Genomic DNA, 25,618 nt, shown 5'->3' with positions numbered 1-25,618 from the left:
CCATTACTAGACTCGGACTGTGAACAACCAACTCCCTGCCAAGGTTTCCGACGTCTTTGACCCTTCACGCTGGCGCACAGTTTCCGGCTTCGACGACTTCAAAGACATGACTTACCACCGGCAGGTTGAGCGTTCAACGGACGGCTCAGTCAAGGACCTTCCCACAGTCCGGATCGCCTTCAACCGCCCAGAGGTCCGCAACGCGTTCCGCCCGGGCACCGTGGACGAGCTCTACCGCGCCATGGACCACGCCCGCATGACACCCGACGTCGCCACGGTCCTGCTCACGGGCAACGGCCCGTCCGAGAAGGACGGCGGCCACTCGTTCTGTTCGGGCGGGGACCAACGGATCCGTGGCCGTGACGGGTACCGCTACCAAGTAGAAGGTGCTGCTGGGGACTCGGCTGAATTTATCGACCCCGCCCGCGCAGGCCGCCTCCACATCCTGGAAGTCCAGCGGCTCATGCGAACCATGCCCAAAGTGGTCATCGCCGTCGTCAATGGATGGGCAGCCGGCGGCGGTCATTCCCTGCACGTTGTCAGCGACCTCACCATCGCCTCGCGCGAGCACGGCAAGTTCAAGCAAACGGACGCCACGGTGGGAAGTTTCGACGCCGGATACGGCTCTGCGCTGCTGGCCCGCCAGATCGGGCAGAAAGCCGCGCGGGAGATCTTCTTCCTCGCCCGTGAATACTCTGCCGATGACATGGTCCGCATGGGCGCTGTGAACGAGGCAGTTGACCATTCGCGGCTCGAGGAAGTGGCCCTGGAGTACGCCGCGGACATCGCCCGCCAGTCACCGCAGGCCATCCGCATGCTCAAGTTCGCCTTCAACCTGGCTGACGACGGCCTTGCCGGGCAGCAGGTCTTCGCCGGCGAAGCCACCCGCCTCGCGTACATGACGGACGAGGCCGTGGAGGGCAAAGAAGCGTTCCTCCAGAAGCGCGACCCCGACTGGTCCAACTTCCCCTACTACTTCTAGGACCACCGTGAACATCGATCCTGTACTGAAAGCCCTGATGGCCGCCCTCCATGGCGAGGGCCCCGCCGTCGAAATCGTGGTGGACGAAAACGGCGAGCCGCAGGCGGTTCCGGTGGAGACCGGCGTCGACGACGCAGCAGTGGTGGTCCGCACGTCCGGTTCCACGGGGACGCCGAAGGCAACCATCCTCACCGTTGATGCCCTCGCGGCCTCCTCAGTGTCCACTGCCGTGGCCCTGCGCGGCGAAGGCCAATGGCTGCTGGCACTCCCCCTGCAGTATGTGGCCGGGGTTCAGGTGCTGGTCCGTTCGCTGTATGCGGGCACGCGTCCGTGGGTCATGGACCAGTCGAAAGGCTTCACGCCCGAGGCCTTCACTGCAGCAGCAGAGGAACTCACGGACAAGATCCGTTTTACGTCCCTGGTGCCCACGCAGCTCCAGCGGTTGCTGGACTCCCCCACGCCGGAAACCCTTGCCGTGCTGCGTCGCTTCGACGCGATCCTGCTGGGCGGCGCCCCAGCATCGGCTGAACTCCTTGCCGCCGCCCACGCCGAAGGGCTCAAGGTTGTGACGACGTACGGCTCAGCCGAGACCTGCGGCGGGTGCGTGTACGACGGCGAGCCGCTGGACGGCGTCGAGGTCCGGATCGGTGAGGGCGAACTGGAAGGCCGAATCCTGCTGGGTGGCGACACCGTGGCGGCCGGTTACCTGGACGCCGCCCGCGCCTCAAAGGCAGCATTCGTCGAGGAAGGCGACGTCCGCTGGTACATCACCGGCGACCTCGGCGAGCTATCCGACGACGGCAAACTCACCGTGCTGGGCCGCGCCGATGACGTGATCATCACCGGCGGCGTCAAGGCCTCGGCCGCATACATCCAGGGCAAGCTGGAAGAGCTCGACGGCGTCACTGCGGCTTTCGTGACCGGCGTCCCGTCGCGCGAGTGGGGCCAGGCCGTGGCAGCCTATGTTGCGGTGACCGATCCTTCGCCCGAGGGCCTGAAGGGATTCACTGCCCGCCGTGAGAAAGCATTGGGGGTCCTGGCGCCCAAGACGGTGCTCGCAAACAAGGAAATGCCGATGCTTCCGAACGGAAAGCCGGACCGCATGGCCATGATTGACCTGCTTTCCAATCTGCATCAGGGACAATAGACAAGTTCTTCCCCCGAGCCTGACTAACGATCAACCGCGAAATACACGAGGTACTACACGTGGCGACAGCTGCACAATGGATTCAAGGAGCCCGGCTCCGCACACTGCCCGCGGCCATCGCGCCGGTCCTCATCGGTTCGGCAGCGGCGTACGAGCTTCAGGCTTTCCGGCTGCCGAACGCGATCCTCGCGGCACTCGTGGCTCTCCTGCTTCAAATCGGCGTGAACTACGCCAACGACTACTCCGATGGCATCCGCGGCACCGATGAGGACCGAGTGGGTCCCCTTCGCCTGGTTGGTTCCGGCGCCGCAAAACCGGAGCAAGTTAAGTGGGCTGCGTTTGCCCTGTTCGGGGCGGCGATGATTTGCGGCCTGATCCTGGTGATCATTACCCAGACCTGGTGGCTGATCCTGGTAGGCATCGGCTGTGTCCTGGCGGCGTGGGGATACACCGGCGGCAAGAATCCCTACGGATACCTGGGCTTGGGCGACGTCTTTGTCTTCGTGTTCTTCGGTCTCGTGGCCACCCTCGGCACCACCTACACCCAGGCCGGCCAGGTCAGCCTCGCAGCGGTCATCGGCGCGATCGGTACGGGGCTCATCGCCTGCGCACTGCTGATGGCCAACAACGTCAGGGACATCCCCACGGACACGGCCGCCGGGAAGCGGACCCTGGCCGTCCGGCTGGGTGACCGCCACGCCCGCGAAAGCTACGTGTTGATGCTGGCCGTAGCCATCCTGCTGGTCATCGTCCTGGCACCCACCAAGCCGTGGATGCTGATCGTCCTGCTGCTGATCCCTGCGTGCCTGATGCCGGCGTGGCTCATGGTGAACGGCAAGAAGCGCAAGAGCCTCATCCCGGTCCTCAAGCAGACGGGCCTGATCAACCTCGGCTACAGCCTGCTGTTCTCGCTGGGACTGATCCTGAGCCGCGGCTTCTGAGTCTTTCCGTTCGAGTCTCTAACAGACAACGCCCCTAAGAAGCTCTCTTAGGGGCGTTATCTGTACAAAAAAACTTCTAGAGGGTGCCTGGGCGTTTGTCGTTGTTAACGGCAATATCCGGGTTCTTCTCCACCAGGCCGTCCTCGGCGGCGGCGTCTTCAACCTCGCCGGCGGTGCGGATGGGCTTGGCCCGCCCGGAGAAACGTTCGCGCATGGCTGCAGTGGCGGCGTCGCGCTGTTTCTGGAAGAACAGGTAGCTGATGGCGAAAGCAATCAGCCCCGCGAAGATGACCGCAAGGATCCAGCCGACCCCCAAAAAAGCGAACAGCACGAGCAACGGCGCGAACAGCGCCAGACGGATGAGGGAATACTTCAGGAAAGCCACCATCCAAGTTTAGCCGCCCGGATGGTTGCACTCTGATCACAGCCGGAAACGGGCGTCCAGTGTTTGGCTTCCGGCGACTAGACTTGGTGCATGCTCCGGGTTGTAGGCGTCGTCATAGTTCTAGTCATCTTTGTCTATGCCCTGGTGGACGTCATTCGCACCGACGGCCACCAAACACGCGGGATCTCCAAACCCGCGTGGATCATTGTGATGATCGTCCTGCCGTTGCTGGGCGCAATCCTCTGGTTCATCTTCGGCCGGCCTTACGGCAAGCCCACGGCCAAGCCCGTCCGCCGCCAGCCCACAGCCCCGGACGACGACCCCGAATTCCTCCGCAACTTGGAAACCCGGCGCCGCAACCAGGCCGAAGACGATCGCCTGAAGAAGCTCAAGGCGGACCATGAAGCCAAGGAACGCGAACTTAGGGACAAGCCAACCGACGGCAGCGGCGACGCAAAAAACAATGGCTTCAAAGCCGGCGACGTCAAGCGCACCGAGCCGGATCCCCATGACACCGACGAGCTGAAGTAGGGAAACATGGCCCAGCAAGCTGATGGATCACGGCAGTCACCTTCCTCCACACCATCAGCCAGCGGGCCCACATCACCCTCCGCACCACCACCGCGACCAGGCATTTCCCTCTCCACTCCCCCGCCCATAGCGGCGGTTGTTCGGCCTCCCGGAGCCGCACGGTTGTCCCGCTCCCTGTGGGTGGCGAGCTTCGTGGCCGGAATCGCCGTAGTGGTGACAGGCTTTCTCGGCCGTGATTCCCACTTCGAACGCCTGAAGGGCGTCATCTCAGGCATGGTTCCCGACGGCGACGCGGACGCTCTGGAGGGGGCCACCGCCGTCGTGTTCCTTGGCAGCCTCACCATGCTTGCGCTAGTGGTGGCCATGGAAGCGATCCTGCTGGCGGTCCTGTTCAGACGCCGCATCTGGGCTCGCTGGGCACTGGCCCCGTTGGTCCTCCTGCATGCGGTAGTCACGGTCATCACTGCCGACTTTGTGGTGACCCCAGGCGCGGACGGGACCCTGACCATAGTGCTGTTGGCGGCCCAGTTCATCCTGGCCGCGGCCGGCCTGATCCTGCTGTTCCTCCCGTCAACCACCAACTGGTTGCTCAGCGAACGGCGGGGATAGCGGCCAACATCCCTTCGCAACTACGGACCACCACGCGGCAAGCGTCCAGTGCGGCCGGCTCAGTGAGCGGGTTTTCCGCGATAAACCGCCAACGGTTCAGGCCGTTTCGTGCCGCCTCACTGATCTGCTCCGGGCTTGCCCCCGGATCCAAGCCCAACCTCAGGGAGGGCGTGCTGCCGCGTCCACCTACCAGCTGCTCAGCTTCCGCGGACAGCTCCGGAGTCAGGCTTGAGCCCTCAGTCCGCAGCGTTGCCAGGAGTTTCAATTCCCGGAACTCGTGGGCGCCCGCCTGAAGTTTTTCCAAGTTAGCTTCGAGCAGCAGCGCGACGTCCCGTGGCGAATTGCGCAGCAAGGCTTCCAAACCCACGACGACGGCACGCGCCTTGAGTGCGTCCGCGCGCGTTTGGAACAAATAGGCGATGTTATCGAGCAGCTGGCCAAGGCCGCTGCGCCGTGAGAGCTCATGGGCCAGTTCCGTAGGATTGCTGATACCGCCCCGGATCAGGGCAACACCAAGGCGGATCCCGAACAGACCGAACCTCTCCACAAGGGACGTCTTTGCTGCCTGACCGAGTCCTTCGGGTTCGGTGGCGCGGACAAAGAGATCCGCTGACAGCATCAGCCTTTCCCTCTGTTTCCTGTCCATCTGCGCCAAAAGCTGCATGGCCTCGAAATCGCCTTGGCGCATGGTCCGCGAACTCTGCGCCAGCAAGCCGGCAACCGGGACGACGCCCAGGGCAAGGGGCCTGAGGTTCTGGTCCCGGCTGTATCTATCGGCGATCACTGCGGCGGAAATGAGGGAGTCGATTCTTCCTGCGCCGATCTCATCGGCGCGGGACAGGACGGCCAAGGCATTGACTGTCCCGGATTGGCCCGCGGCGGTGTCCTTGAAGGATTCCAGGAACCGGACATCGGAGGCGTGGAGATGCCGCATGAGATAGATGACGGCATCGGCGGCCATGGGGGCGTCTTCGGGGAGGAGGAATTCCGTGGACCGGCCTGACACGTCGTGGGACAGCGAGGCGATCCCCGGCGTATCGATCAGCGTCAGCTCCCGCAGGCTGGCCGTTGGCCAGTCCACCACCAGCCGTTCCACATCCTCGGCCCGGACCTGGCCCAAATTGAACACCAAGCGGCCATCTTCACGGGTGACAGGGAGTGCTTGCGGCTCCCCGATGAGGGGATGGAGCGTGATCCTGGGCGTGTGTCCGTAGCGGTACCACGTAACAATCCGCGTGCATTCCCCGGCATCAGTGGGCGCTATTTCCTCCCCGATGATCGCATTGAGAAGCGTTGATTTGCCGGCTTTCACCATGCCGGCCACGGCTATGCGCAAAGGCCCTTCCAGCCTGCCCTCGAGTTCGTCCACCACCGCGAGAGCCGCTGCGTCGCCGTGGAAGATCTCCCTTGCTTGCCGGAGCAGGTCCGAGGCTCCGGCGATGCCCGTGTCGATCATCCCGCCGGGATCGGCGAGGTCGCGGCGCCGGGGAGGGAGGTGGTGCCGGGCTGGGATCCAGTGTCGGGCCGGGAGACGGGCGGCTCTTCGAGCAGCTGCTGAGCGGACTTGGCCAGGGCGTCAACGGCTTTGAGCTGGTTCCGTATCTCTTTGATTCTCATGTCCCGCTCCACCGCGTACGTAGCTGCCGCTTTCTGCGCGGCCGCCACGGATTCCGTCAGGGAACGGTGGTGCTCCTCGGCAATCTCCGTGAAGTGGTCCCGCGTGGCCCGCTGGACCAACCGCAACCTGTCCTTGAGCTGTTTGCCCACTTGGAACACCACATCATCCACGTGCTTTCGGACCAGGACTTTGGCTTCTGATTGCCGTTGCTTGAGTCGGGCCTCTTTATCTTCCCTGAATGCTTTGCGTCCCAACATCAGGCCTGCTCCAACGGACAGCGGGTTGATGAGGGCCATACCGAAAATGCCGGTCAGCAGGCCAAACATCAGCACTCCGCCGTAGGACCCCCGCATCCCTATCAGCACCTTCTGCAGAGGCCCCAGCCGGCCGTCTTCCATGTGCTGAATGTCGGCCACGGGGTCCAGTACGCCGCCGGTATCGGACACTTTCAATGCGGGGAGGGCCACCTCCTCTTCTGAGAAGTGCTCCGCAACCTGTGTGGCCAACCATTGAGCACGCTCGCTGGTCCACACGAAAGTATCTGAAACCGCTGCCGCCGTGCTCTGTTCCAGCCATTGCGTGAACTGCTCCCACGCGGGTCCAGGATCGCCTTGCTCAATGGCTGTTTCGGCCTCGCGTTGAATCCTGCGCAGCCGGTCCCGCAGGTCGTACTCCATGTCGGCGATCAGGTCACCGATGCCATCGTTGAGCGTTATCTGCCACCGCGCGGAGCGTTTGCGCAGCGCATCGGCATCCTCCTTGGCCGCATTCAGGCCGGCGATCATCTGCGGAGTTCCTGCCGGATTTTCCAAGGCTCCAAGTTCCGACTGCAGGGCGAGCCTGAGGTTATCGGTGACGGACAAGAGGTCGTTGCTCACGGATCTGCGTTGCATTCTGGCCGCCCCGCCCACAATGTTGTTCCGCACATGGCCGATCAACGCCGGGAACCCCGATTCGGCGTTCAGTTCCGGGTCCTGCAGCCGCGCCGCATGCAGACGAAGTTCCGAGGACACCGGAAACAGCGGAATATCGGGCCCGACGTCAGCCAGGTGCCTTTGATCCAGGTCCGCGATCTGGCGCCACGCGGGGTAAAGGTCCGTTTTGGACAATACGCACAGGACGTTCGGGCTGATGCGCATCGCCTGACGCAGAAACCGCATTTCCGGCTCGGTGAACTCCTGGGAAGCATCGGAGACGAACACCATGGCGTGCGCCGAGGGCAGCGCAGTCAAGGTGGTCAGTGTGTGTGTTGAGCCCAGGCCGCCAACGCCCGGAGAGTCCACGATTGTCAGGCCCCCGGACAACAGTTTCCGGGGCAGGGAAACCTCGGCTGCCACGATGTTCTTCGTGTTGCCCGGGTTGCCCTTTTCGGAAACGTATTCCGCGAGTTGTTCCAGCTGCACGGGTTGCCGTTCCAAGCCGTTCTCGGATCCGCCGGTCTCACCTTCAGCCTCGGGTCCGGTACCGTCCTTCCTGGGAACCAGGACAACGGCCGACGCCGGGTCCCCCTGCCGTACGACGGTAGGGACGGAGGTGGCGATGTCGTCATCAACGGGGCAGACCGGTGCGTTCACCAAGGCGTTGATGAGCTGGCTCTTTCCCTGTTTGAACTCACCCACCACGATCACGCGAACGCTTGGATCCCGCAGGCGGTTGAGGGTGTTTTCCAGTCGGCGACGGAGGTCGTTCCGGTCTCCCACCAGCGCCATGCCCTGCTCCGCCAAGGTGGTCATGCGTCCTGTTTCCGCCACGGTCTGTCCTTTGCTCTGCCTGCCTCGCCGATGAGGCCACGAAGTGCCCGGCAGACGGTTTGCCGCCTGCCGGGCACTGCTGGGGGTAACGCGTTGTGCTTCTTGTTGTTACATCGTGTGGAACTCGTTGGTGCTAGTCGATTTCCACATCGTTCTTGGCGACGACGATCGAATCGTCGATGTCGTTGTACTCCACATCCACGTCGAGTTCGTTGTCGGCGATGACCGTGTTGTCCTCCACGTTGGTGTATTCAACATCCAACTCGTTGTCTTGGACAACCGTGGAATCGTAGTTGACCTGGACGTCTTCGACATCGATTTCCTTGGAGTTGTCGATCTCCAGCTCGTTGTCCTGGATCACCGTGGAGTCGTAGTTGACCTGCACGTCTTCCAATTCCACGTTGGTGGAGTGATCGTTGGTGTACTCCAGATCCACCTCGTTGTCCTTGATGATGGTGGAGTTCTCGATGTTCGTGTACTCCACGTCCACGTCGCCGACTTCCAGTTCGGTCTCGTTGTTGTAGGAGTCCTTGTTGAACGAATCCGTGTTGTGGATATTGGTGTGCGAATTGTCCACCGAGTTGTCCTCGTTGAAGGAGTCCTCGATGTCCACGTCAACGTCGACGTCCGTGTTGTAGGAGTCCTTGGTCACGGAGTTATCGGAGTTGTCGTTGAACGAATCCTTGATCTCGATGTCCGTGTTGCCGACCTCAACGTCGCCAGGGCCCGATTCATTGATGTTGAACGAATGATCGTCGGTGTTCGTCGTTGTTGTAGTGGTTGTTGTAGTGGTGTTGCCGGAATCCCGAACATCGTCGCCGGCTGCAATTGCACCATCGCCGGAAGCAATGACGGCCTCATTGTCGAACAACTGGACTACGTCACCGTCGGCCCAGATGTTCTGGTTGACCGACTGGTCAGTAATCGTGTCGCGGTCGTCGATCGTGGTGGTGTACGAGTAGTTGTTTACTACGTGGACCAGCTGCTGGACGGCATGTGCATGGTCGTCCCAGTCACCGCCACCGCCGCCGCCGTGGCCGCCGCCGTCATGATCGTCGTCGTCATGGCCACCCCAGCCACCACCGCCACCGCCGTGTCCGCCGCCGTCATGATCGTCGTCGTCATGGCCACCCCAGCCACCACCGCCACCGCCGTGTCCGCCACCGTCATGATCGTCGTCGTCATGGCCACCCCAGCCACCACCGCCACCGCCGTGTCCGCCACCGTCATGATCGTCGTCGTCATGGCCACCCCAGCCACCACCGCCACCGCCGTGGCCGCCACCGTCATGATCATCGTCGTCACGGCCACCCCAGCCACCCGTCGATGCGTGGTTGCCGCCGGTGTTGTATTCGCGGTCGAAGGACGAGCGGGCGTTGATGGGTGCGTAGTCGAGGACCACCGGGCGAACGGCGTCGACGTCGGCCGAAGAGACGTCACGGAGGCCGGCCGCTGCGAGCGCTGCTTCGGGATCCCGTACGAATTCTTCGGCTGCTTCAGGATCGTTGAACAGGCTCATCAGGAACTGCACGAGCTGTTGTGCGAGTGTAGGCATTGGAGTGCTCCCTCAAATTCTGTGATGGATAATGATTCGCCCGGCGCCTTTGCCGGGCTTGAATCCAAACTATTGCCGCGGTTGGGGACCGGGCATCGGGGGTGGTCCCCCTACCGGCTGCCTCACCGTTAGGGGATGGTGTGGTTTTGCGTTAGGGGGTGGAGGGGGTTGCCGCTACGGAGGCGGGTACCCCTCCCCCAACGCCAGGCGGAGACGGACCAGGAGTTCAGAGCGGTTTTCGGCGCCCAGGCGCCGGCGCATGCGTGCCACGTGGTGTTCTGCCGTGCGGGGCGAAATGTAGATGGCCTCGCCGATTTCCCGGTAGGTCTTGCCCTCCAGGATGAGCCGGGCCACTTCCCGTTCCCTGGCGCTAAGCCCTGAAGAATCAGGGTTCCCGGGACTACCCCCGTTGTCCATGACGGGCGGGGCGACGACGGCGGTGTGGACATCCTCCTGCCGCTCTGAAGCTCCGCCGGACGGAGCCGCACTCTGGGGGTGGATGTCCCTGGCGCAAGCCAGTAGTTTCACCATGTCGCGCCGTTCGTCCGCATGCGCTGCGGCGTGGCCCGCCAAACGTGCGCCTTCCCAGGGCATCCCGACGGCGGCCAACCCGCGGGCCGCTGTTTCGACGTCGGACGCTTCGAAGCGGCCAGCCAGGACAGACACCCAGGCCTTGCCTCCAGCGGCGAGCACGGACGCCAGATGGCTGTGTTCCGATGCCCGCACCAAGGCTGCCGCGTGCGGTGCAAGACCGGCCGGGTCCTCGCTCAGCAACGCCGCCTGCACGGCCGCCCAGTGCAGCGGCACTGACCACAAGGGCGGGTTGCCCAGCCTTCCCAGCAAGTCCCAAGCACCCTCCACATAATGCGAAACTCTCCTGGATTCCCGCAATCGCGCCGCGGTGATCATCAGTTCACCCCACGGCAGAAGGCTGTAGAGATCCACGGAGACGTGCATCATCGCTTCGCGGGCCTTGTCCCACGCCAGCACAAGCTCGTGCACGTCGCTGCCCCGCCGGGCCAGGCCCACGTCCAAGGCCGCCAATAAGAATTCATCCCGGGGCGCCAAGGGCCAGTGGTTGGCCTTGACGGCCTCGTTGATGGCCAGGCGTGCCTCGTCGGCGTTGTCCTGCTGCATGGAAGACCATGCCCGCAGCAGGAACAGCCGGGGACGGGCAGCATCGCCGCCTTGGCCTCCAGCCAGCGCGGCTTTGAGCACTGTGTCCGCTACCCCCGGTTCCCCGCTGTGCAGGGCGCATAAGGCGGCCAGCGCGCTGGGTGTCTCCGGCAAGGGGATCGAGGTACCTGCCGCATTCATCATGTCCGAGGCCCTGATGAGTTCAGGCAACGCAAGTTCGGGTGCGGGCCCCAAGGTTTGGCGCAGCCCTTCCTGCGTCAGTGACAAAGCCACTGCCAGGAGCGTCGGCGAACCACTCGGCGGAGCAACTGCCAGCAACTCTTCGGCACCCACAGAATTTCCCGAACCAATCATGGCCACCGCAGCGAGCGGGGCCGAACCGTCGATCCTGTCTGATCCCAGCCAGCTGTAAGTATCGGCGCTCCGAGACAACATTCCACGCTGCGCCCAGACCGCGGCCGCCACATCCACTCCCAGGCGAAGGTCGGGCGGCTCAGGCATCGCGAGGAGTCGATCCACGATCCTGCCTGCGGAGTCCAGGTCACCGGTGGCCGCGGTGGCCTGGGCGCGCCTGGCAGCTGTGGCCAGTTCTTTTCCCCCTGCCATGAGGGCTTCGGAGTAGAGCTCGGCGGCCTGTGCTGGGTCGGTTTCCAGTACAGCGTCCGCAGCCTTTTCGAGCTCAGCCACAACACGGGGGTTTTTGAACCCACTCCTCGCAAGGTCCCGGGCTAGCTCCCCCAACGCCTGACCCTCCTGGAGAGTCTTGTCCACCAGTTCTTTCTGAAGCGCGCGGATGCGGGCAGCGGGTGTTCCCTTCAGCAGGGCGTACCGTGCAGTACCCACCACGGACCCGTCCGGTGAGAGCAGCCCGGCGTCCTTGGCTGCGGCAATGATCGAGTCCAGCCCTCCATGGTCCACCAGGTGGTGGTCTCCCAGGCTGTCAGGCAGGGGCGACGGGATGGAGAACCCCACGGACAATGCCAAGAGCAGCTCGCGGACTGCCGCAGTCGCGCCCGTCAGCGTGGGAGCAATATCTGTGCCCCGGGTCTCTGTGGTCTGGTTCAGGGGGTGATCGTCTGCCGCGGGCCGAAAGTGCCCGGGCGTATGGTCCTGTCCCGTCATGGGTTAGACCGCCGAGAGCAGCGCTGGATCCGGAGTAGGGCTGGTTTCCGCTGGTGAAGGTGCAGGGTCCGGGGTGACCGGCGGTGCGGTCTCCTGCGGCAGAGTTGGTTCCGGTGACGGCGGCGGAGGGTCCTGGACCACTGTGGGCTCGGGCTGCGGTGCAGGGGGTTCCGGCGATGGTGGTGGAGTAACTGGATCTGCCGGAGTGGTGGGCGGTGTTGTTGGCTCGATGACCGGTGGCGTCGTGGGCTCAACCACCACCGGTGGTGTGGTGGGAGGCGGAGTGCTCGGATCGGGTGTTGGTCCGCTCGCGGCACCTCCTGTGGGATCAGGGGCCGGGGTTGTTGGCGGCGTCTGCGTGCCCGGAGTCTGCGTGCCTGGGGCCTGGGTGCCCGGCACGGTGGTCCCCGTTCCCGGGGCGGCCGGCGCGGTGGTGCCCCCTGTCCCGCCGGCGACTGTACCAGCGGTGGTGCCGCCAGCGCCCGCCCCTGCAGTGTTCCCTGAACCGGTGCTCGCGCTGCCTGTCCCCGCGTTCGCTGCACCCGAATTCGTTGTTCCTTGCCTGACCGGAGCCCGTCCGTTGGATCCAGCCCTCGTGACCCCGGCCTTGGCGCTCGCTTCGAGCCCCGCAGCCGGTCCTCCCATCACGGGCGCCGAACCGGCGGCGCCTCCTGCAGCGCTGCCGCCCTGCGCACCGGAAGCCTGCGCACCGGAAGCTTGCGCACCGCCGTCGCGCATGACATCGGCCGCTTGGTTTCCGAACACGGTTGCCAGCAGTCCGGTGCCTTCGGGGCTCTGTGCTGCGGTGGCGGTCGCTATGGTGAGCGCGGTTGCGGCCGCAGCGGCTGCTGCTGCCATGCGGACCCGGGGCCGTGGGGCGTGCCGACCGGGCTTGGCCGACGCCGCCTTGGGGTGGCTGAATGCCGGAACCCGGCCCGGGACGTGCGGCCTCCCGCCAGCAACGGAATCCTTGGACGCGGAAGCCAGGGTTGGAGCGCCGGCCGCGGCATCCACGGCACCCGCCCCGCTGGAACGCAGACCAGCTACGGCAGCACCAAGGCAAATGGACGATTTGGGATCGGCGTCCACGGCTATGGGACGGTCCAGTTCCACGGAAATCAGCTCTGCCACGAGTGGAATCCGGGACGATCCGCCGATCAGCAGCACGGCGCTCAGGTCCTGGGCTCCAAGGTTGATGCTCCGCAGGCTGCGTTCAAGGGCGTCCACTGTGTCCCGGACCGGGGCCTCGATCATCGCCTCGAACTCGGAGCGGACCAGCCTCACGGACAGCTGGGTGCCGGGCAGGGAAACAGCAACGCTGGCTTCGCTGTCCAGGGACAGCGCTTCCTTGGCTTCCCGGCATTCCCGCCGCAACCTGGACAGGGCGGCCAACGTCCCGGGAGAACCCGGATCCATCACCGCAGCGTCACCAACATGACCCATCACGTGGCGCAGGACGGCGGCGTCGAAATCGGCGCCGCCAAGGGTTTCAATGCCGTCCGGACGGCCCAGTAGTTCAAAGTTCCCGGCTCCGGCCTTGCGCAGGACGGCGGTGTCGAAAGTACCGCCGCCCAGGTCATACACCGCGATGATGCTGCCGTCCTCAACACGCGTTTGGGAGGCGTAATGAAGGGCCGCCGCTTCCGGCTCGCTGATCAGGGTGATGTCCTGCAGACCCGCCATGTTGAGCGCTGCCAGGACCAGGGAGGTGCGGTGCTGCCCCCATGCTGCGGGGTGCGTCATGATGATCGACGACGGCGCGCTTCCCTCGCGCTCTTCGGCCTTGTCCACCACCCAACGGGCCATGGTTGCATACACGTCTTCTGGGGCCAGCCAGCTCTCACCGACAGCGAGGGGAACGGAGTCACCTATCCGGCGTTTGAACTCCCGCACCATGCGCTGGGGGTCGTCCAAGCCGCGACGTTCGGCCGCTTCGCCAACCAGGATCCTGCCGTCGTCGGCATAAAACAGCACCGAGGGCACGGCGCTGCCATGCAATCCCAGCGAAAGAATTTCAGGGGTCGGAGCGGGTCCTTGCTGGGGTTTAACAAGGGCTGCGGCTGTAAAACTTGTCCCGACGTCAATGGCGAGAACATAGCTCATGGTTACCTCGAAAAGGTCACGGCGCGTCGCTAGCGGTCTGCATCACAAGCGGGTCCTGATCAAGTTAGCACCTGCCTTCACAGGGCAAAAGGGCTAATTGCTACACCGAATTGTCATTGTCGAGGCGTGAGTATGAGCTTGGGAAGTAACGCCCCTGCTCAGGGCGGGATCTGGAACTAAAGTCCCGAATAAGAATGCAAGCCGTTGAAAACAGTGTTCACGAGTGTGAAGTTGATGATGACGCAGGCGTAGCCAACGATCGACAACCACGCTGCACGGGTTCCAGTCCAACCTCGTGTGGCCCGGGCGTGGAGGTAGCCCGCATAGACCACCCAGATCACAAAGGTCCACACTTCCTTGGGGTCCCAACCCCAAAAACGGCCCCACGCCTTTTCGGCCCAGATGGCACCGAACATGAGGGTGAACGTCCAACCGATGAAGGCGATGGCATTGATTCGGTAGGACAGGTTTTCCAAGCTCAGCGCATTCGGAACCAAGCGCATGAAGCCCAGGTTGTCAGTCCGGCCCGCAGCCAGGTTCTTCTGGCGGTGCGACTGCAGCAATTGCAGCACAGACATGGCGAAGGTCAGCGTGAACAGGGCTGATGACAGAACCGCGATGGAAACGTGGATGATCAACCAGTAGCTCTGCAGGGCCGGAACCAAGTGCCCCACCGGAGTCCAGAAAGCAGCGGACGCGGCCACCAGCATGATGATGGCCAGCCCGATCACGAACGTGCCCAGGAACCGCAGATCCCTGCGGATGAGGACCACCAGGAAGACGGCCACAGCAACAAAAGCACCTGTGGTGAGGAACTCGTACATGTTTCCCCACGGCACGCGGCCCGCGCCGAAAGCACGGGTAACCACGCCTGCGCCGTGGATGAGGACGCCCAAAACCGTCAGCGCCACGGCCACCCGGGCAGGTGCGCGGCGTTCGCCCGCGTACTTCATGTCACCTGCGGCGGTACCGCCCTCAACGGTGAGGCCCGACGTCGGACGCTCGGCACGGCCAGCCGGCCCACCGGCGTCGGGACCTCCCAAGCCACTGGCGACCCGGCCTGCAGCCACCGTGACCTTCTCGCCGGCGGTGTTTGCCGCGGCCTTCTGGTCCACTGCACGGAGCATTTTGCTGCTCTTCGCCAGGTCCCAGGCAAAGGCGATGAACGCCACGGTGTACGTGCCGGCGGCCAACAGCATGAACAGCTCGCTGTACTGGCCCAGGGTTTCGTTGATGACGGGCATTACTGGTCCTTCGAGGTTGAGGAAGAGACTGCTGTTGTTGCGGCGGTATCAGGAATGTTCCATTCCCGGGCCAAGATCTCGCGGAGGGCTGCTGCTTCGCCGGCCAGGCGGTGGTCTTCACCACGTGCCAGCAGGCCGTACTCCACCATGGTGCGGCCGTCCGCGTGGGTTCCGGTGCGGACCCACACGCGGCGGCGGTTAATGTACAGCGACATGACCAGACCGGCCACCGCAAGGAAACCGAAGATCAACGCGTACAGCTGGCCCGGGTTGTGGTGGATGTCTACGCCGATGTATTTCTTGACGCCATCGAACGTGATGCTGCCCTTGCCTTCGGGCAAGTCGACTGTGGCGCCCGGGGTCAGGGTGATACCGCCCGCGGCGAGGTCGCGGCCGTTGAGCTGCGTCAAGTCTTTGACGTCCAGTTCGAACACGTTCTGGGGCACGCCCTTGTCCAGTCCGAGGTCGCCGTAGAACGAGTTCAGGCTCAGCTGGGGGTTGATCAGTTCCGGGGCACCGCTGAAGGAAATGCCGTCCTCGGTGACGAACGCCGTGGGAAGGAAGAAGCCAACAAAGCCGAGCTGTTCCGGCTTGGCGTCCGGGACCTTGATGACCACGGAGGAATAGTAGTTGTCGCCTTGGACCTTGGCCGTTACGGGACCTTGGAAGGCAATATTGCCTTCGCCGTCGCGGACCGTGACCAAGGGTGCGTAGCCGTTTCCTGTGAGGTAGAGGCTTGTACCTCCGAGGGAAACGGGGTCGTTGACCTTGAGCGTTTCCTTCTTGCCCGGCGAATCCGGAGTTTCCTTGGTGGTCACTTCTGCGGTGTAGTCGATGGGTTGCCCGGCCTTGCCCGGCGATTCGCGGTCGAACCTGGCCTCGAACTTATCCAGTTGCATCGAGTACGGCTGGAGCGAACTGCTCTGGAAGTTGGTACCCGGCGTGAATTGGTCGTAGCCCACCAAGGTGTTGACGAACGTTTCGCCCTCCACCAAGATCCGCTGTCCGCTGTATCCGTAAAGCCCACCGATGGCCACAGACACCAGCACCCCGATCAAGGACGTGTGGAACACCAGGTTGCCCACTTCCTTCAGGAAGCCGCGTTCTGCACCCAAGGACGGCAGGGCGTCGTCGACGTCCCTGACCTCCACGCGGTAGCCGCGCTTCTTGAGCAGCCCGGCGGCATCGTTGATGGCCTTCGACGCCGGGATCCCGGCGTCGGCGGGTATGGCCAAGGTGCCGTACTCAGGCAGGCGCGACAGGCGCTTGGGGGTGCGCGGCGGCTGCGACTTCATGGCTTTGTAATGGGCGATGGCACGCGGTGTGACGCAGCCGATCAGGGAGACAAACAGCAGGATGTAGATGGCCGAGAACCAGGCCGACGAGTAGACGTCGTACAGCTGCAGGGCATCCAGAAGCTCGCCGTAAGAAGGGTTGTCCTTGATGTACTGCGTGACCACTGACGGGTTGGCAGGCCGCTGCGGGAACAGGGAACCCGGCACGGCGCCCACTGCCAGCAGGAGCAGCAGGAAGAGGGCCGTGCGCATGCTGGTCAGCTGGGTCCAGGCCCACCGCAGCATGCCTTTTAAACCGAGCGCGGGCAGGGCTGCCTCGGACTTGGCCTGCTGGAGTTTTCCGTCCGCTGTGTTTTCAGCGGCTGGTGACTTCTTCTTGGCTTTCACGGACTCGCTCATCAGATTGGCAACTTCACATCGTTTTGGAACCAGTACTGCAACTCGGTCACCCAGGTTCCCCACACACCGGTGGCCATCAGAATGCCGAGCAAAATCAGGATGCCCCCGCCGATCCGCTGGATGGCCAGCCGATGCTTGCGGAAGAAGGACATGACGCCCATGCCCCGGCGGACGGCCAACGCAATCAGGAGGAATGGAATGCCAAGGCCCAGGCTGTAAACGAACGCCAGGAGTGCTCCCTTGGCCGCCGACGAACCGCCGGACAGGCTCAGCAACTGTACCGCGGAGTACGTGGGACCAATACAGGGCGCCCAGCCGAGGCCGAACGTGAGTCCCAGAAGCGGCGCACCCCACAGGCCTGCGGGCGGTTTGGCGTGGATCTTCGCGTCACGCTGAAGCCAGCCGAAGCCGCCCATGAACACCACGCCCATGATGATCACCAGAATGCCCAACAGCTGCGTGATCCAGGCGTTTTGCGGACCCGTCAGCAACGTCCCAAGCTGGCCGAAGGCACCGCCCAGGAGGACGAAAATCACCGAGAAGCCCAAGACAAACAGTCCGATGCCAGCCAGCATGCGGCCCCGCCGCTGCTTCTGGAGGTCGACGCCCGTCAGTCCCGTGACGTATCCAAGGTAACCGGGGACCAGCGGCAGCACGCAAGGCGAAAGGAACGAGACCAGTCCGGCCAGCAACGCCACCGGCACAGCCAGCAGCAGTGATCCGTTGAGGATCGTCTCGGCGAAAGGACTGTTCATGGGTGCTACTCGGCCACTGCGGAGGTGATGAGGGCTTTCAGGGTGCTCTTCTCGATCTCGCCGAGCACGCGCGAGGCAACCTTGCCTTCCTTGTCCAGGACCAAGGTGGTGGGAACTGCTCCCGGGGGCACAATGCCGGACACGGACAGCAGCACAGCCCCGTCCTTGTCATTGAAGCTCGGGTAGGTGATGTTGAAGGTCTTGTCGAACGCCTCAGCGGTGGCTTGTTCGTCGCGCAGGTTGACGCCGAAGAACTGGACTCCCTGGTCCTTGAAGTCCTGGTGCAGGGCTTCAAGCTGGGGGGCTTCGATGCGGCACGGAGCACATGCGGCAAACCAGAAGTTCAGGACAGTGACTTTGCCCTGCAGGTCCTCCGGCTTTACGGTCTGCCCATTAAACAGAGTGCCCTTGAGCGCCACGGGGGCTGCACGATCTGCCTTGGCGAACTCCGTCACCGAACCATCGCCGGCCACGTAGTTCTTGTTGTCGCCAGCCTTGGCTTGCTTTGCAAGGGAGTCTTCCTGGGCACACGCGGACAGGCCCATGGTCAGTCCTGCGAGGAGGACACCGCCGGCGGTCAGCACGCCGCGGCGCGAAAGATTGTTGTCCATGCTCTATGCCCCCGGGGTGCTCGCCGCGCCGGGGAGCAGAACGGCAGCAGGCTCGGTGTATTCGACGCGCACGATCTTGCCGTCGTCGTCCAAAGTCAAGGATGTCAGGGAGGTGAGGGTGCACTCACGCTTGCGGGGATCGTGCGCGAGGCGGCGGCCCTCAGCGGTCAAACGGGTTGACCAAATGGGAAGTTGGTGGCTCACCAGAATGGCTTCAGCGCCGTCGCCACCGAGCTCGATCGCCTTCACCCGTGCGTCTTCCACAGCCGCCAGAACGCGGGCCGCCTGCTCTTTATAGGGCTCGCCCCAGGAAGGCCGCAGGGGATTCCTGAAGTAGAACCAGTGCTTGGGCTTGAGGAACTCGCTCTTGGTGGGATGGAGTCCCTCAAAGTGGTTCTCGGCTTCGATGATGCGAGGATCCGTGGTGATGTCCAGGTTCAGCGCCTTGGATGTCGGCATGGCTGTTTCCTGGGCGCGGGTCAGCGGCGAGGCTACCAAATGCACAATCTTGGCACCTTCACTGGCGCGGGCCGTGAAGTGGTCCGCCAACATCCGGGCCATCTCCCGGCCACGCTCTGAGAGGTGGAATTCCGGCAGCCGGCCATAGAGGACGGCGCCGGGATTGTGGACCTCGCCATGGCGAAGCAGATGGACAGTTGCTTGGGGCATGTTTACCAGTTTCTCAAAGAAGCGGGGCGATCCGAAATCTTCTACCGCTAGTAGAACTCAAAGTTTTCCCGAAATGTTCCGTGGAGTTGGAATAAAAGATGCATATGCATGTTTATACTGGGTACGAAGCTCGGTTGACGCTTCAAGCAATGAGCTCGACCGGGCAAGCACGCAGTACCCACCACTTGATATAGGAGCAACACCATGATGACTCTCCCCGCTTCCGTCACCACCGGCACCTGGACCCTCGACGCTTCCCACAGCGAGATCGGCTTCACCGTCCGCCACGCAGGCATCAGCAAGGTCCGCGGCCAGTTCAAGGATGCTGCTGCCACTCTGGAAGTCGGTGAGACACTGGCCGACTCCAAGGTCACCGCCACCATCCAGACCGCCAGCTTCGACTCCGGCGACGTCAACCGCGACGGCCACGTCAAGGGCGAAGACTTCTTCGACGTGGAGAAGTTCCCGGAAATCACCTTCGTGTCCCGCCACGTCAAGGCCAACGGCAACAGCTTCGACCTCGTGGGCGATCTCACAATCAAAGGCGTGACCAAGGAAGTTTCCATCGAAACCGAATTCAACGGTGTAGCCGTGGATCCGTTCGGCAACACCCGCGCAGGTGTCTCCGGCGAAACCACCATCAGCCGCAAGGACTTCGGCCTCACCTGGAACGCCGTCCTCGAAGCCGGTGGCGTCCTGGTCAGCGACAAGGTAGTCATCAACCTGGAGCTCGCCTTCATCGCACCGGCTGCCGCATAGTCCTGCTGCTCCTGGTGCGGGTTCACGAGTCCCGCCCTTGTTCGTCATCCCCGCCGCACAACGCGGAGGGCGACGAACAAGAGACTGATCCGTGGCCGACGCAGCCAAACGGCGCCCCACATAGTTCACGCTGTGGGGGCGCCGTTTCGCATGCAGGGAAGTCACCCCGCAATTGTTCGGCAAAGAGCCTGCATTTAGCTGCGAGTTGGCTCCGAATTTCCTATGCATCCTTCAACCCGCGGTCTAAAGTGATGCCATGAGTACCCCAGACGAAACACCACAGCCACAGCAGCCCGGCTCCCAGCCTCCGCAGCCCGGCAATGTTCCTCCTGCGGGTTACCAGCCTCCGCAGGGCTACCAACCCCCTCAGGGTTACCAGCCACCGTCTCAACCAGGCCAGTATTCACAGCCCGGCGCACCCCAGCCCGGGCCCGGCCAACCTGCAGCCGGGCAGCCTGGTTTCCACTTCGAAATGCCCACCGACGGACCGCGCAGTTTCAACGACGTCATGCCTCAGGGCGGGTTCTCGGGAATGTTCAAGACCCAAGGCCTACCGACGGAGTTGAAGGTTTCCTACTTTATTTGGGTGATCTCCGGACTTCTGGGCTTGCTGTTCGGGCTTATTGGATTCTTCGCCGTGATCGCAGCCTTCGCCTTCGCCCCGGGTATCGCGGCAATCGCGCTCATCCTCCTCCTGCTCGCTTTGGCCGTTGCCGCCGCCCAGGTGGTCCTGGCCATGAAGATGAAGGAAGGCAAAGAATGGGCTCGCCTCGCTTTGACCATCCTGGCCGGCGTTTCGCTGCTGCTGGCCATCTTCGGAGCGGCAAGTGGCGGCGGTTCCGGGATGGGCCTGGGCGGCAACTGGTTCGGCTTCCTGGTCAGCGCAGTCGCCGTCGTCCTCATGTGGATGCCCAATTCGCAGCTCTGGTTCAAGGCAGTAAAGGGCCACGCATAGCACTGACCCAACTGCCGTCGTCGTGCGTGATCGGCGGTAATGCAGGCTGAAGGCCGCGGCCCGGATCCTCCGGATTCCCGCGGCTTTCATCATGAAGGCGTAAGCCGATTTGATGATTTTTCCTGTGAGCTGGAAATACCAGCGTGTGATCGTCTGCAGCGTCGGACCCGGGAGGTACGGTGGTAGCAGAACCACGCTGGGGGCAGGGTCGATTTGCTGATCCCGGCGGCCGCACCAGCAGTCGAACAAGCAAAGGAATGCCATGAGCAACCCTCCGTACCCGCCGTCAACCCCGGGTGACGACAACAAGCCCGAGCAGCAGGGCACCCAGCCTTCTGCCCCGCAGCCCCCGGCACCTCAGTACGGTCAGCCTGCCGCGCCGCAGTACGGACAGCAGTCTCCCGCTGCGCCGCAGTACGGACAGCAGTCACCGGCTGCACCCCAGTACGGACAGCAGTCTCCCGCTGCACCGCAGTACGGACAGCAGGCCTCTCCTTACGGCCAGGCCCCTGTGGCTCCGCAGTACGGCCAGGGCACTAACTGGCCGAGCCAGCAGCCCGGACCCACCACCATCCCGCCGATGGTTAACTACGCGTTCTGGATGATCGTCGCGGCCGGACTGCTGTCCGCCATCAGCTCTCTGGTCTTGGCCTTCACCGGAGCTGACCCCATCATTGATGTCATGTTCCAACAGGCCGCACAGCAGAATACAGAGATCCCTGAGGGATCCGCTGAAGGCATCCGGGCTGCCATCGCAGTCGGCGCCATCATCGGGGCGATCCTTTCGCTGGGCCTCTACGCCTTGGTTGCCTTCCCCGTCCGGAAGGGCAAGAACTGGGCACGGATCCTAGGCACAGTCTTCGCGGCCTTGTCAGTCCTCGGCCTTACCAGCCTGTTCCAGTTCGGTCCCACCTACGGCATCCTGCAGCTCATCGTGATCCTGCTGGGTGTTGCAGCAATTGTCATGCTGTACCTGCCGGCGTCGGCTCCTTACTTCCGTAAGGCGCAGCCGTTCGGCAGCCCGTACCAGAACCCTTACGGCCGCTAAACACGCCGACTTCCAAGTATTAGACGCGGGCGCGGACCCGGCGAAGGCTAAACAGCCTGGCCCGGAGTCTGCGCCCGTTGTGCGTGGTAGGCAAGGATCTGCAGCTCGGTTGCCATGTCCACCTTGCGGAGGTTGACGTGCGGGGGGACCTGCAGCAGCACCGGAGCGAAGCTCAGGATGCTCCGGATCCCGGCGGCAATCACGCGGTCGCACACGGCTTGGGCCACCGTTGCAGGCAACGCCAGGACCACCATGTTGGTGTGGGTTCGTTCCAGGACGCGCTCCAACTCGGCGGAGTCGCTGACCCTCAACCATCCCACCTCGTTGCCGATCACCATGGGGTCGGCATCAAAGATGGCTACGACGTCGAAGCCCCGGGACTCGAAGCCTCCATACCGGGCAAGGGCTTTGCCGAGGTTACCGGCACCCACAATCGCGACCTTCCAGTCGTGGGTCAGGCCGAGGGCTGCCGCAATGTGGCGGCTCAAGTACTGGACCTCATAGCCAACGCCGCGGGTCCCGTAAGAGCCCACATAGGAAAGGTCTTTGCGGAGGGTGGATGAGCTGACTCCCGAGGCCTCGGCCAAGGCTTCCGAGGAAACCCGCTCAACGCCTTCGGCCAGCAGAGAGTTGAGCGCGCGCAAATAGAGAGTCATCCGGGCCACAGCCGCGGGCGGGATCTGCTTGGTGGCAGGTTCGTTATCCCCGGTTGTGGCTTCCGGGGACGGTTCCAGCGCAGTCACGGTATTCTCCATTGCGTCGCTTTGTTGTTCCACTCTATGACCCCCCGCCGGACTCAACAAAAGCCATTACCTGCGGGTAACCCCACCCTCAGCCCTCCAGGACTTTCTTCAGGGTGCGGGTGAGCCGTTCCTCGTCGATCTTCCAGAAATCGCGCTGAATGCCGTTGACCAGCACCACTGGAATCTCCTCTGCGAAGCGCTCTTGCAGTTGGGGGTCGCCGTCGATCTTCTGTTCGGTCCACTGCACCCCAAGGCCTTTCGTGACACGCTCGACGGCGGCACGCGCCTCCGTGCAGAGGTGACAGTCAGCTTTGGTGAGGAGGACGACGTCGGGAATTGCCATGTCTCAAAGGTAACCGCCCCACCGACCCTCTCTCACATCCCACCCCCTTCCCGGCAACCCTCTCTCACATCCCACCCCCTTCCCGGCAACCCTCTCTCACATCCCACCCCCTTCCCGGCAACCCTCTCTCACATCCCACCCCTTTCGGCGCTCTCCCGTGCGTTCCCGACGCGGGCCCCGGCGATTGACTAGACTCAAGGCATGCCCGAGGAGAAGAACGCCGCCGTGGTCGCAGATGCCTTGGTGCAGAAGGACACCGTTCAGAAGGACGCGGCGAAAAAGGACATCGCGCAGAAGCACGCTGGCGAAGCCGCATTCTTCGACGTCGACAATACGTTGATGAAGGGTGCCAGCCTCTTCCACGTGGCGCGCAAAATGTATGAACGCAAAGCGTTCACGCTTTCCCAGGCCGCCGGGTTCGCCTGGAAGCAGTTCAAGTTCGTCATGCGCGGCGAGAACATGGAAGACGTCCACTCGGTGCGCGACTCTGCACTGACCCTTGCTGCCGGCATTACCGTGGCTGACATCAAAGCCTTGGGCGAAGAGGTCTACGACGAAATGATCGAGTCGAGGATCTGGCCGGGAACCAAAGCGCTGGCAGAACAACACCTTCGGGTCGGCCGGAAGGTGTGGCTCGTGACGGCCACACCCATCGAGGTCGCCACTGTTATTTCCACCCGGCTCGGCCTGACAGGCGCTTTGGGAACCGTGGGCGAGGTGGACGAAGGCGTGTACACAGGGAAGCTCGTGGGCGACATCCTGCACGGACCTGCAAAGGCAATTGCGGTCCAACTCGTGGCCGATCGAGAGGGTCTGGATCTGGACCACTGCTGGGCCTACAGTGACTCCGCCAACGACATTCCTTTGCTCACCATGGTGGGTCATCCCGTGGTCATCAACCCGGATTCAAAGCTGCGGCGGCACGCCCGCGAGAACAACTGGCCGGTTTACGATTTCCGCTCGGGACGCCGTGCGGCAACCCTTGGCCTCAAAGCCGCCACAGTCGGCGGAGCTGTGTATGGTTTGTGGCGCGGATTCTCGAAGTTCCGCGGCCCCCGCGTCTAACCCTCTCTCACATCCCACGGGCTTGACCTCAACCCTCTCTCACATCCCTCGGGCTTGAGCCCAACCCTCTCTCACATCCCACGGGCTTGACCCCAGCCCTCTCTCACATCCCACTTGGGCCATAACAAGCCTGTGGATAACTTTCGATGGCTTTAGCATTTCTGGGCAAGAATGCCGGTATGCAAAATGCCACTGCTCTTCCTCCCCGACTGACCGCCGGCCCGTTCACCTTGGACGAGGCGGAGGCTGCGGGCCTTAGTCAGTCCTACCTCTGGAATCGCATCAAGGTCGATGGAGTTAGCCGGGGTATTTACCGGCCTTCCGATTGGAATTTCGAGCTTTCTGCGGCTGCCCGATCGCTGTCGGTTGTAAGTCCCGGCGCTTGGATTTCCCATGTGACGGCCGCCAGGCTCCATGGTGCATGCCTGCCGCCCTGGCTGGCGGATTCCAATGAATTGCATCTGAGCAAGCCGAGGCACCTGCCGTCAGTGCGGCGCAAGGGCGTGATCGGACACACGGTAGTAGCATTCGACGACGAGGTCGAGTATGTCCAAGGCATCAGGATGAGCACACGGTCGCGGACTTGGTTGGATCTCGCGCGACGCCTGCCCGTCCCTGAGCTCGTCTGCATGGGTGATGAACTCATACGCATGCCCCGGCCGAACTTCGAAGGACGCGACAAGCCGTTCACGTCGCTGGAGGCTCTTCGCAAAATGATTGGCAGGCACAAGAATCTGCAAGGCGTGGTTCGGGCACGAGAAGCGCTCGACCTCATGCGGGTTGGCGCCGATTCTGCGCCCGAGTCGCTGCTCCGGCTGGCGATATTGGACGCCGGCATCCCAGAACCGGAGCTGCAAGTGCAACTCCGGCCAAACGATCCGTTCTCCCCGTCCGCGGATCTGGGCTACCGTGATCGGCGAGTAGCCATGCAGTACGACGGCGATCATCACCTTGAGCAGGAACAGATACTTCGCGATCGGCGACGTGACAAATCATTTGAAGCAGCCGGCTGGACGGTCCTCAAATTCGGCAAGGACGACCTAGCCGACAACTTTTCGTCCGCCATCCAAAAGATTAAGAGGGCCCTGCGGGTCGCATGGCGGGATCCTGCAGTCAGTTCGGGCTTTTCCCGAGGGACCTGAGAGAGGGACGGCCCCAAACCCGAGGGACCTGAGAGAGGGACGGCCCCAAACCCGAGGGACGTGAGAGAGGGTTGGGATGCAAAAATGCCCGCCACCTCGAGAGGCAACGGGCATTCACGCTTGATGAAGTATCTCTACTTCTTATTGCGGCGCTGGTGGCGAGTCTTGCGAAGCAGCTTGCGGTGCTTCTTCTTGGCCATACGCTTGCGGCGCTTCTTAATAACTGAACCCACGAAAGTTCCTTACAAACTAGAAGTTCCTGTCTGTTGGAACAGATCCGCGGAAGCAGACAGTACAACTGACAGATTCTTACATTGACGTAAAACGTTCCTTAACAGAGTACCGCTTCAAAGGGGCACCCCATGACCACCGTCCGCGGGACGGACCCCGGCTGGCCTCAGGCGGTCTCGGATTGCCCGTCCACCACAGCACCTTTGAGGTATTGGGCAACAGCTTCTTCAGGAACCCGGAAGGAACGGCCGAACCTTACGGCGGGCATTTCCCCTGAGTGGACCAGGCGATACACAGTCATTTTGGAAACACGCAGGACGTCGGCCACTTCGGCCACCGTCATGAAACGCGCATTCGAGAAGTTAGTCTCCGCGGACATTTCCCATATTCCTTTGCTCTCAGACAGTAGGACACCCCCAGTGGAACGGTGTGCCGATGCTGAGCCATCAAACAACCATGTGCTAGATACTCTAGAGGC

25 protein-coding genes are annotated in these 25,618 nt (G+C 63.0%); 10 read left to right on the top strand and 15 right to left on the bottom strand.

The features are described 5' to 3' along the window. Positions 1-19: 19 nt before the first annotated feature. The 3 genes from J3A64_RS00345 to J3A64_RS00335 are packed head-to-tail and all read left to right on the top strand — an operon-like array spanning position 20 to position 3,070. Entirely contained in the window at positions 20-982 is a 963-nt protein-coding gene (locus tag J3A64_RS00345) for a 1,4-dihydroxy-2-naphthoyl-CoA synthase (protein ID WP_014922627.1), read from the top strand. 7 nt (positions 983-989) lie between these two features. Continuing rightward, the gene (locus J3A64_RS00340) at positions 990-2,129 is read left to right on the top strand and encodes an AMP-binding protein (RefSeq protein ID WP_210063379.1); all 1,140 of its coding nucleotides are present in this window, start codon (positions 990-992) and stop codon (positions 2,127-2,129) included. A gap of 59 nt (positions 2,130-2,188) precedes the next feature. Then, complete coding sequence (locus J3A64_RS00335) at positions 2,189-3,070, top strand: 1,4-dihydroxy-2-naphthoate polyprenyltransferase (RefSeq protein WP_011775901.1); 882 nt, start codon at positions 2,189-2,191, stop codon at positions 3,068-3,070. Positions 3,071-3,146: 76 nt separating this feature from the next. Here J3A64_RS00335 and J3A64_RS00330 read toward each other — a convergent pair whose 3' ends face one another. Beyond that, positions 3,147-3,458 carry a DUF4229 domain-containing protein gene (locus tag J3A64_RS00330; protein ID WP_011775902.1) on the bottom strand — a complete coding sequence of 104 codons (312 nt, stop codon included), beginning with the start codon at positions 3,456-3,458 and terminating at the stop codon, positions 3,147-3,149. Between the two features lie 87 nt (positions 3,459-3,545). On the opposite strand from J3A64_RS00330, the gene J3A64_RS00325 reads away from it, so the two are divergent. Continuing rightward, complete coding sequence (locus J3A64_RS00325) at positions 3,546-3,986, top strand: PLD nuclease N-terminal domain-containing protein (protein WP_014922629.1); 441 nt, start codon at positions 3,546-3,548, stop codon at positions 3,984-3,986. A 6-nt stretch (positions 3,987-3,992) separates the two neighbouring features. Next, positions 3,993-4,595: a hypothetical protein gene (locus J3A64_RS00320; protein WP_210063378.1), complete on the top strand. Its 603-nt coding sequence runs from the start codon at positions 3,993-3,995 to the stop codon at positions 4,593-4,595. On the opposite strand, the gene J3A64_RS00315 is transcribed toward J3A64_RS00320, so the two are convergent. From J3A64_RS00315 to J3A64_RS00270, 10 genes are all read right to left on the bottom strand, one after another. After that, positions 4,576-6,051 (bottom strand): dynamin family protein, encoded by a 1,476-nt coding sequence (locus J3A64_RS00315; protein ID WP_210063377.1) that lies wholly within the window; start codon positions 6,049-6,051, stop codon positions 4,576-4,578. The genes J3A64_RS00320 and J3A64_RS00315 overlap by 20 nt on opposite strands. After that, entirely contained in the window at positions 6,048-7,964 is a 1,917-nt protein-coding gene (locus J3A64_RS00310; protein ID WP_210063376.1) for a dynamin family protein, read from the bottom strand. The genes J3A64_RS00315 and J3A64_RS00310 overlap by 4 nt, the downstream gene beginning before the upstream one ends. Positions 7,965-8,097: 133 nt before the next feature. Beyond that, positions 8,098-9,519, bottom strand: a complete 1,422-nt coding sequence (locus tag J3A64_RS00305) for an IniB N-terminal domain-containing protein (RefSeq protein ID WP_210063375.1) — start codon at positions 9,517-9,519, stop codon at positions 8,098-8,100. A gap of 174 nt (positions 9,520-9,693) precedes the next feature. Continuing rightward, the gene (locus J3A64_RS00300; RefSeq protein ID WP_210063374.1) at positions 9,694-11,778 is read right to left on the bottom strand and encodes a LuxR C-terminal-related transcriptional regulator; all 2,085 of its coding nucleotides are present in this window, start codon (positions 11,776-11,778) and stop codon (positions 9,694-9,696) included. Positions 11,779-11,781: 3 nt separating this feature from the next. Then, on the bottom strand, positions 11,782-13,881 hold the full coding sequence (locus J3A64_RS00295) for an Hsp70 family protein (RefSeq protein ID WP_210063373.1): 2,100 nt from the start codon (positions 13,879-13,881) through the stop codon (positions 11,782-11,784). 176 nt (positions 13,882-14,057) lie between these two features. Further along, positions 14,058-15,125 (bottom strand): c-type cytochrome biogenesis protein CcsB, encoded by a 1,068-nt coding sequence (ccsB, locus tag J3A64_RS00290; protein WP_210063372.1) that lies wholly within the window; start codon positions 15,123-15,125, stop codon positions 14,058-14,060. Further along, on the bottom strand, positions 15,125-16,819 hold the full coding sequence (locus tag J3A64_RS00285; RefSeq protein ID WP_014922638.1) for a cytochrome c biogenesis protein ResB: 1,695 nt from the start codon (positions 16,817-16,819) through the stop codon (positions 15,125-15,127). The genes ccsB and J3A64_RS00285 overlap by 1 nt, the downstream gene beginning before the upstream one ends. Then, positions 16,819-17,574 carry a cytochrome c biogenesis CcdA family protein gene (locus tag J3A64_RS00280; protein ID WP_014922639.1) on the bottom strand — a complete coding sequence of 252 codons (756 nt, stop codon included), beginning with the start codon at positions 17,572-17,574 and terminating at the stop codon, positions 16,819-16,821. Before J3A64_RS00280 ends, J3A64_RS00285 begins: the two co-directional genes overlap by 1 nt. Before the next feature lie 5 nt (positions 17,575-17,579). Continuing rightward, entirely contained in the window at positions 17,580-18,185 is a 606-nt protein-coding gene (locus tag J3A64_RS00275; RefSeq protein WP_011775913.1) for a TlpA disulfide reductase family protein, read from the bottom strand. A 3-nt stretch (positions 18,186-18,188) separates the two neighbouring features. Then, positions 18,189-18,854, bottom strand: coding sequence for a histidine phosphatase family protein (locus J3A64_RS00270; protein WP_210063371.1), 666 nt, complete (start codon positions 18,852-18,854; stop codon positions 18,189-18,191). A gap of 207 nt (positions 18,855-19,061) precedes the next feature. Between J3A64_RS00270 and J3A64_RS00265 the strand changes: the two genes are divergently transcribed. The 3 genes from J3A64_RS00265 to J3A64_RS00255 all read left to right on the top strand — a co-directional run bounded on the left by J3A64_RS00265 (position 19,062) and on the right by J3A64_RS00255 (position 21,616). Next, entirely contained in the window at positions 19,062-19,613 is a 552-nt protein-coding gene (locus tag J3A64_RS00265; RefSeq protein WP_043471462.1) for a YceI family protein, read from the top strand. A 256-nt stretch (positions 19,614-19,869) separates the two neighbouring features. Then, positions 19,870-20,568 carry a hypothetical protein gene (locus tag J3A64_RS00260; protein ID WP_011775916.1) on the top strand — a complete coding sequence of 233 codons (699 nt, stop codon included), beginning with the start codon at positions 19,870-19,872 and terminating at the stop codon, positions 20,566-20,568. Positions 20,569-20,830: 262 nt separating this feature from the next. Next, positions 20,831-21,616, top strand: coding sequence for a hypothetical protein (locus J3A64_RS00255; RefSeq protein ID WP_210063370.1), 786 nt, complete (start codon positions 20,831-20,833; stop codon positions 21,614-21,616). A 47-nt stretch (positions 21,617-21,663) separates the two neighbouring features. On the opposite strand, the gene J3A64_RS00250 is transcribed toward J3A64_RS00255, so the two are convergent. Next, a complete protein-coding gene (locus J3A64_RS00250; protein WP_011775918.1) occupies positions 21,664-22,371 on the bottom strand; it encodes a redox-sensing transcriptional repressor Rex in 708 nt (235 codons plus the stop codon). A gap of 76 nt (positions 22,372-22,447) precedes the next feature. Continuing rightward, a complete protein-coding gene (locus J3A64_RS00245; protein WP_014922642.1) occupies positions 22,448-22,702 on the bottom strand; it encodes a glutaredoxin family protein in 255 nt (84 codons plus the stop codon). Between the two features lie 201 nt (positions 22,703-22,903). Here J3A64_RS00245 and J3A64_RS00240 point away from each other — a divergent pair, with 201 nt between their 5' ends. Both J3A64_RS00240 and J3A64_RS00235 read left to right on the top strand, forming a co-directional pair. Next, a complete protein-coding gene (locus J3A64_RS00240) occupies positions 22,904-23,767 on the top strand; it encodes an HAD family phosphatase (protein WP_014922643.1) in 864 nt (287 codons plus the stop codon). Between the two features lie 146 nt (positions 23,768-23,913). Next, a complete protein-coding gene (locus tag J3A64_RS00235) occupies positions 23,914-24,909 on the top strand; it encodes a DUF559 domain-containing protein (RefSeq protein WP_286176101.1) in 996 nt (331 codons plus the stop codon). 134 nt (positions 24,910-25,043) lie between these two features. Here J3A64_RS00235 and J3A64_RS00230 read toward each other — a convergent pair whose 3' ends face one another. Together J3A64_RS00230 and J3A64_RS00225 are read right to left on the bottom strand one after the other, a co-directional pair. Beyond that, positions 25,044-25,142, bottom strand: coding sequence for a 30S ribosomal protein bS22 (locus J3A64_RS00230; RefSeq protein ID WP_003792170.1), 99 nt, complete (start codon positions 25,140-25,142; stop codon positions 25,044-25,046). Positions 25,143-25,306: 164 nt separating this feature from the next. Further along, positions 25,307-25,519 carry a helix-turn-helix domain-containing protein gene (locus tag J3A64_RS00225; protein ID WP_017199160.1) on the bottom strand — a complete coding sequence of 71 codons (213 nt, stop codon included), beginning with the start codon at positions 25,517-25,519 and terminating at the stop codon, positions 25,307-25,309. Between the last annotated feature and the right edge of the window lie 99 nt (positions 25,520-25,618).

The organism is Pseudarthrobacter sp. PvP004 (assembly GCF_017876035.1).
In the GTDB taxonomy this organism is placed as follows: domain Bacteria; phylum Actinomycetota; class Actinomycetes; order Actinomycetales; family Micrococcaceae; genus Arthrobacter; species Arthrobacter aurescens_A.
The sequence above is the reverse complement of the archived record's forward strand: the minus strand, read 5'-3'. Positions and strand labels throughout refer to the sequence as shown.